The organism is Kitasatospora sp. NPDC101235 (assembly GCF_044767505.1).
In the GTDB taxonomy this organism is placed as follows: domain Bacteria; phylum Actinomycetota; class Actinomycetes; order Streptomycetales; family Streptomycetaceae; genus Kitasatospora.
Map to the genome: position 1 here is coordinate 1 of NZ_JBIWNZ010000074.1, position 6,340 is coordinate 6,340.

The 6,340-nt window shown below is 69.3% G+C and carries 5 protein-coding genes and 2 pseudogenes; 4 read left to right on the plus strand and 3 right to left on the minus strand.

What is annotated here, in order from left to right:
- Positions 1-136: 136 nt before the first annotated feature.
- Positions 137-520: pseudogene (locus ACIRRH_RS43630) on the plus strand (heavy metal-responsive transcriptional regulator); the annotation flags it as partial.
- Between the two features lie 510 nt (positions 521-1,030).
- Positions 1,031-2,176 carry a hypothetical protein gene (locus tag ACIRRH_RS43635; RefSeq protein WP_403079042.1) on the plus strand — a complete coding sequence of 382 codons (1,146 nt, stop codon included), beginning with the start codon at positions 1,031-1,033 and terminating at the stop codon, positions 2,174-2,176.
- A 734-nt stretch (positions 2,177-2,910) separates the two neighbouring features.
- Here ACIRRH_RS43635 and ACIRRH_RS43640 read toward each other — a convergent pair.
- Both ACIRRH_RS43640 and ACIRRH_RS43645 read right to left on the minus strand, forming a co-directional pair.
- On the minus strand, positions 2,911-3,981 hold the full coding sequence (locus tag ACIRRH_RS43640) for a protein kinase family protein (RefSeq protein WP_403079044.1): 1,071 nt from the start codon (positions 3,979-3,981) through the stop codon (positions 2,911-2,913).
- 170 nt (positions 3,982-4,151) lie between these two features.
- The gene (locus ACIRRH_RS43645; protein WP_403079047.1) at positions 4,152-4,718 is read right to left on the minus strand and encodes an ATP-binding protein; all 567 of its coding nucleotides are present in this window, start codon (positions 4,716-4,718) and stop codon (positions 4,152-4,154) included.
- Between ACIRRH_RS43645 and ACIRRH_RS43650 the strand changes: the two genes are divergently transcribed.
- Both ACIRRH_RS43650 and ACIRRH_RS43655 read left to right on the plus strand, forming a co-directional pair.
- Positions 4,700-5,071, plus strand: a complete 372-nt coding sequence (locus tag ACIRRH_RS43650; protein WP_403079045.1) for an HIT family protein — start codon at positions 4,700-4,702, stop codon at positions 5,069-5,071. The two genes, ACIRRH_RS43645 and ACIRRH_RS43650, sit on opposite strands and share 19 nt — an antisense overlap.
- Before the next feature lie 93 nt (positions 5,072-5,164).
- Positions 5,165-5,392, plus strand: coding sequence for a hypothetical protein (locus ACIRRH_RS43655; protein WP_403079046.1), 228 nt, complete (start codon positions 5,165-5,167; stop codon positions 5,390-5,392).
- A 746-nt stretch (positions 5,393-6,138) separates the two neighbouring features.
- On the opposite strand, the pseudogene ACIRRH_RS43660 reads toward ACIRRH_RS43655, so the two are convergent.
- Positions 6,139-6,340: pseudogene (locus tag ACIRRH_RS43660) on the minus strand (esterase); the annotation flags it as partial.

Consider the following 6,340-nt stretch of genomic DNA (forward strand, 5'->3'; position numbering starts at 1 on the left):
GGCCACAGCCCACCCGGAACCCCACCGAAGCCGTCAGCATCGCCCCGCACTACCGCACCGCTCCCACCAACCCACCGACCAAGGCTCTACAAGGCTCAGAACCTTAAGTCACTGGTATTGGGGCTAGCCTGGAGGTATGCGTATCGGCGACCTTGCTGCCCGCAGCGGGCTGACCACGAAGACCATCCGCTTCTACGAGAACAGCGGCCTGCTGCCCGCACCGCCCCGTGCCCCGAGCGGCTACCGCGACTACCCCGGCCACGCCATCGCCCGGCTCGGCTTCATCCGCGACGCCCAGCGCGCCGGCCTCACCCTCGCCGAGATCCGGTCGATCCTCGCCCTGCGCGACGACGGCCACGCCCCCTGCACCCACGTCACCGCGCTGATCAACGAGCACCTGGCCGACATCGACCGCCGCATGGCGGAACTGGCCACCACCCGCGAAGCCCTGCACGCCCTCGCCGACCGTGCCGCCGCCGCCGACCCGGCCGCCTGCCGCGCGGACGACATCATGCAGCATCCTCAAGCGCGCACAGCCGTAGCCCCGCAAGCCTGCCCCGTGCTGTCCGAACTCGGGCTCTGGCTGAACTTCTGTGGTGTCGGCCCGAGGCCGAGTACATCGGAACCTCGGGAGACGGAAATCAGCAGGCCAGAGATCTGCTTCGAGGTGGCTCCGCACGCACACGGCGGAGCTCCACAGAGCTTGAGCCAGAACCCGTTCTCGTAGACAAAGCCAGGGGAGGGCGGCTTGCACGCGCCCAGAAGCCGAAGATGGCGAATCGTCCTGTGTTCGCAGGTGGAGTTACGCCCACATGCCGTGGACGACTACGCGAAGCCACTCGCGAGGCACGGCCGAATCGCAGAGCTGCGCGAACTCGCCACCGCTGCGCCAGGTCATGAGCCGGCTGGAGCGCACCCGTGCCGGGGCCCTTGCGCTACGCGGCACCGAGCAAGCAACCGCCCGGCCGGCCGTACGCCGAAGCCGGTTCTGACGGACTGCAGAGGTGTTGACCTTGCTGTTCGGCGGGCGTTGGATGGGCGCTCCGGCTACCGCCCTCACCCGTCCGGCCCCGTCGCGCGCGCGGACCCCGGCCGCGGGGCCGATCGTGACCGGGTGAACCCTTTTCCCACGCCGTACCCCACACTGCTGGGCGACGACCCCGCGCTGCAGACGGCGCTCGACACCGCTGTGAGCGAGGCGTTGACGCAGTTTCCCGGCCTGGCCCACCCCTTCCGGGCGGCGATCTCCTTCGTGGCGGTCGACCAGACGCCGGACGGGCTGGACTTCCGGCACGCCGGGTTGCGCTACGGAGACAGCTACTTCACCGCCAGCCTGGCCAAGATCGGCGCACTCTACGCGGCGTACGAACTTCTGCGGAGCGTCAACGCGGTGGCCGGCGAGGTGGCGATGCCACAGGAGTTGTTCACGCGGTTGCGGAACGAGTTCGATCCGGTGATCGACGCGTCGGTGCCCGCCATCGCTCAGGCACCGGGCCTCACCCGGGCGCAGCGGTTGCCCAAGTACGAGCAGATCTTCGCCACGGCTCCCACGGCCGGCGCGCTGGTCTGCTCGTTCCAGCCCGGCTTCCAGGACAACCTGAACAAGATGATCATCAAGGGGTCGAACGACACCGCGGCCGCGGTCATCCAGGCGCTCGGCTACAGCTGGATCAACGGCGCGCTGAACGCTGGCGGCTTCTTCTTCCCGCCGGCCGCCACGGGCATCTGGCTGGCCGGAACCTTCACGGGTTCGTTGCCCGCCGTACGCATTCCGAGTGTGAACGACGGCATGGTCGCGCAGGCGTCGACCTGCTTCGACATGGCGAACCTCTACGCGCACATCGTCCGCCGCACTCTCGTGGACCCCGGTAGTTCCCAATTCATGCACGCGCTCCTCGCCACGTCCGCGAGCGTCGGCGACGACCCCTCGTATCTGGACTTCACCCGGCGGCCGGCCCTCCCGCCCCGGGACTTCGGGGTGCTCGACTCCAAGATCGGCCACGCGCCGCTGAAGACCGGAATCCAGGTGAATTCCGAGGCCGCGGTGGTCGAGAGCTCGGATCCCGTGCAGCAATTCGTGGTGGTCTTCCAAGACAGCCTGGACGACCTCGATTCGCTGTCCGCACTCGGATACATCGTGGACCGTACGATCAAGCTCTCCCAGTCCAGCCCGTGACACCGCCACCCCGTGACACCGCCACCCCGTGTCGCCGCCACCCCGGGTCGCCGCCGCCCGGGGTCGCGGGCACGACCCCTCGGGCGGAGCAGCGGGTCGGACCCGAGATCAAGGCGGCCGCCGTGGCCGCCGCGGGAACGGCCGTCGGCGCGGCGGTGGGATCGGCGGTTCCCGGGATCGGCACCGCCGCCCCGGCGGCCGCTGCTGGCCCTGGGGTGGGGATCAGGTGCTCAGCGGATGTGGGCGATGCCGGGACACCGCGAGGCCGGGCCCCACCGTCTCCGACGCCACCGGAGACGGATAGCCTCCGGCGGGAACGGGCGGCTGATGGGAGTGGACGTGCAGGAGCCCATGCCCTGGCCTGGATGCCTCACGGCGTCTCGCGGCGGACGGCTGGACAAGGCGCACAGCATGTTGACCGGCAAAAGGATCGAGAGAGGGCGTGGGAACCCGGTGGCGACAAGCAGGCTGCGGCTCCTCGCGGCGTGTGAGCCGCGCTTCGCCGACCCGCTGGTCGCGTAGAAGGATCCCGAGGTCGGTCAGGGCGGGCGACGTGTCGGGGGTGAATAGGACCCGGTTCCCGTGCTCCCCGGCATGGTCCAGTAGAAACTGCTGGCCTTGCCCTGGATCGCTTCCTGCCAGGGGGAATCCGGCCAGCCAGACCTGCGGACCGGTGACTGCGTCCACCGATCGCCTCCCTGACAAGTCGCGGCCGGGGCCCGCTCCTTCGAATATCAGCGCGATGTCTCACCGGCGTCTGCGACGCGGTTGAGCTCGGCACCGGGGAACGGCGTGTGCTTGCTCTCCGACAGCAGCCGGCGGTGGAAGCCGTCCAGGACGACGCTGGCCCGGGCATGCCGCTCGACGATCACAGCGATCTCGGGCAGAACAGCCTCGGGCCTCCGACCTGCGATCCACTCCTGAAGGAACACGTCTGCTTCGATACCGCCCCGGACGCGGTCGACGAGGTGGTGGATCAGATGGCTCGCGGTGTAGTCGCGGTCGTACCCGAGATGGTCCGAGAGGAACTGCCGTTCGGCTGCTGAGAGCTCGAAGCCTGAACTCAGGGCCAGTCCGAAGTCCGCGAAGTAGATCAGCCGGCCGTCGGTCAGCAGGTTGTTGAAGTGGGCGTCGAAGTGCACGAGTCCGTGAGAGCTCATGAACGCCGTGCCCCGCGTCAGAGCGTCCTCCGCCCACGCAGGAGAACCGCCGCCGGTGGTCGGCGTAGTCTCCCCGTGCTCGTGCAACAGCGTGCGGAGTGTCTGCGGTACGTGTTCCAGGAACAGCACCAGGCTGCGGGAGGATCGGCCGATGGCTTCCAGGCGCTCGCGTACGGCCTGCGAGCGTTCCCAGTAGGCGACCGCTCCGTCGATGCCCCCGAACTCGTCCACGAAGCCCTCGGGAGGGGAGTCGGGCAGGACGCGCCAGTGGTACATCAGGGGAAAGCCCTCGTACTGCTTCCCAAGGACCCAGTTGGTGGTCATGATGTGGACGGCCAGCTCTCGCCAGGCACCGAACCCGGCCGAGCCCACTCCGTACTGGTAGAACATCGGCAGGCCGAAGAGGTTCGCCGTGGACCGGATGTTCTCCGGCTGGGTCTCGACGTCCGTCAACGGCACCCTCTTGACGAAGACCCGCGTCCCGTCGATGTCCAGCTCCGCCGACCTGCCGCCGATGCCGGATCCGACCGGAGGAGCGGACGCCACGATCTCGCCGAGACGCCGGTCGCTCAGCAGGGACAGGCGGGTAGCAACGGTCCCGTAGGCGGCCAGACGTGCGTCGTGCTGGGATTCGGAGTGGCGCATCGACGGCTCCTCTGTGCCCCCGGACCAGGGCGTCGGTGATCGCTCAAACGTAATCGACTCCCGCCGCCAAGGTCACCCTCGGACCGCAGAACCGCTCGGCATCTGATCTGCCGTTGGCGGGCCGATGCCCGCACGACGTGCGACACCGATCGGCCGGCCTCTGGCGGAGGTTATCTTGGAGCTGCGAAGAGCCCTTCCTGGGTGGCCTGGTAGCGGTAGGAATCGGTGCCGGTCTGGATCAGGGTGCAGCGGAAGGTGATCCGGTCGGCGATGGCCGCGCAGAGCCGGGTGTCGCCGAAGGTCTTGTCCCACTCGGTGAAGGGTGAGTTCGTGGCGACGGCGGTGGCCTTGCACTCCTTGCGTTCGGTGAAGATCTGGAACAGCAGTTTGGCGCCCTTGCGGTCCAGGTTGAGGTAGCCGAACTCGTCCGGACACAAAAGATCGATCTTGCTGTAGCGGGCGATCACGGAGGACAGACGGCGCCCGGCGTCAGCCTCGGCGAGCTCGTTCACCAGGGCCGAGGCGGTGGTGTGGCGGACGCTCAGGCTGGCCTCGGCGATCGCGGTGCCGATCCCGATCAGCAGGTCGCTGAAATTCTTACCCCGGGCTCCCTGTCGCAGGGTGCGTGCCGCCCTGCTGCGCTCGCGCGCCCTTGACGGGCCGTCAGCCCGCGGAACGGGTGACGTGCAAGTGACCGCAACTGGTTTGGTGCCGGAGGGTGTCGTGGGAGTGGCCAGTCCTGCCCGGCAAGCTCCTGGTCGTCCCCAAGCGAGACCTGGAGCACGTCGTCACCGACCTGACCGAGCAGGACTACCTCGCCATCATGCGCACCGTGAGACTGGTCGCCCTCGCCGCCGAAGCCGTCCTCGGCGGCGAGCGCACCTACCTGTTCCCCCTCGGCTCCCAGTCCGGCAACAGCCACCTCCACTGGCACATCGCCCGCCTCCCACACGGCATCCCCTACGAACAACAGCAATTCGACGCCCTCGCCTTCACCAACGGCGTCATCACCTACACCCAGACCGAACGAGCCGACCTCGCCGACCAGCTGCGCCAGGCCATCACCGCCCGCGCTACCGCAGCCGGCTGACCTGCCGTTGCCCCACCGGCCGCCCGCTCCAGGCACCGCGGCGTCGCCACCCGGGGCGGCCGGGTACTTGTGCACGGGCTGCCCGGCCGTGTCATGCGCGTCCGGTCGGCCCGCGCCCGTGCCGTCTACCGCTACCTCAAGGGCGAACGCAAGAACCCGCCCGTCGGCGTCGCCAAGAAGCTGGAGGCCGAGGTTCGGCGGGACTGGAAGCCCAGTCTGCAGCGGCAGGCCGCGAAGGCGGCCCGCCAGCGCCCGATCACCATCAACACCCGAGCCCAGTTCGGCTACGTCCTCGGCCACCGGCACCACCACCATCCCTGACGGGCGGATGAGGAACTTCCGCAAGACCCTCCCGCCGGCGTACGCCGAGCGTCTGATGGACGCGCAGGAGGTCGGCGACGAGGCCGCCGCCCAGGAGGTGCTCGCCGAGTACCTCCAGGAGGAGTACTTCCGGGAGGGCCGAGAGGGCGGCGCCGGCGAGGTCGAGGTGTCGATCACGGACATCGACTTCATCGACGTGCGTCTCGACCGACCACCCACCACGCGCGGTCCCGGCACCGGGACCGTGCAGTCCCGAAGGGAGCGCATTGTGGACGACCGCGGCGAGCGGATGCTCGACCTGCTGGCGAGCAGGCTGTCAGGTCTGCAACGGCGGCCCGTCGTGCCCGTCTTGCGGGAGACCGGCAGGGCGTGGCGGACGCGCTCGGGGCCTGGCGCCGCACGAACAGGGTGTGGTGGGACCTGTTGGACGAGACGGAGCCGTACGGGGTCTCGTGATCCCGGGACCGCGCGATCCCGCAGGAGCGAACGGGGTAGGGGTGCCCGGTCGTGTCGGCCGGGCACCCCTACCCCGTCGATAGCAGGCTCCGCCGAGCAGGGCGGACGGTCAGTAGTTCCGGTCCGAAGACGACGATCATCGCGTGCTGTGGACCGCGCCGCAGTACGTCGAGCGGGCCGCAGCGCACGCCGCGACCGACCGCGAGCACCAGGCCAAGCGGACCAGTGAGGAACGGCGTAGGCGGTAGGAACGGCGCGCCGAACTCGCGGAGTCGCAAGACTGGCGACCGTCATGCCGCTACGCCTCGGTGGTCAGACCGCTGCCGGCTCCTTTTGACGTCGACCTTCTGGATCAGGCCGGAGCGTTCCGGGTCCGAGCCCTGGGAGGAGTAGAACTTCTGCTCACCGGTGACGGACACCCCGGAGGCGTTCGGCGCGTGGTCGACCACGGTGCCGAGCCCGCCGCTGGTGCCGAGCAGGTCGGTCCAGGAG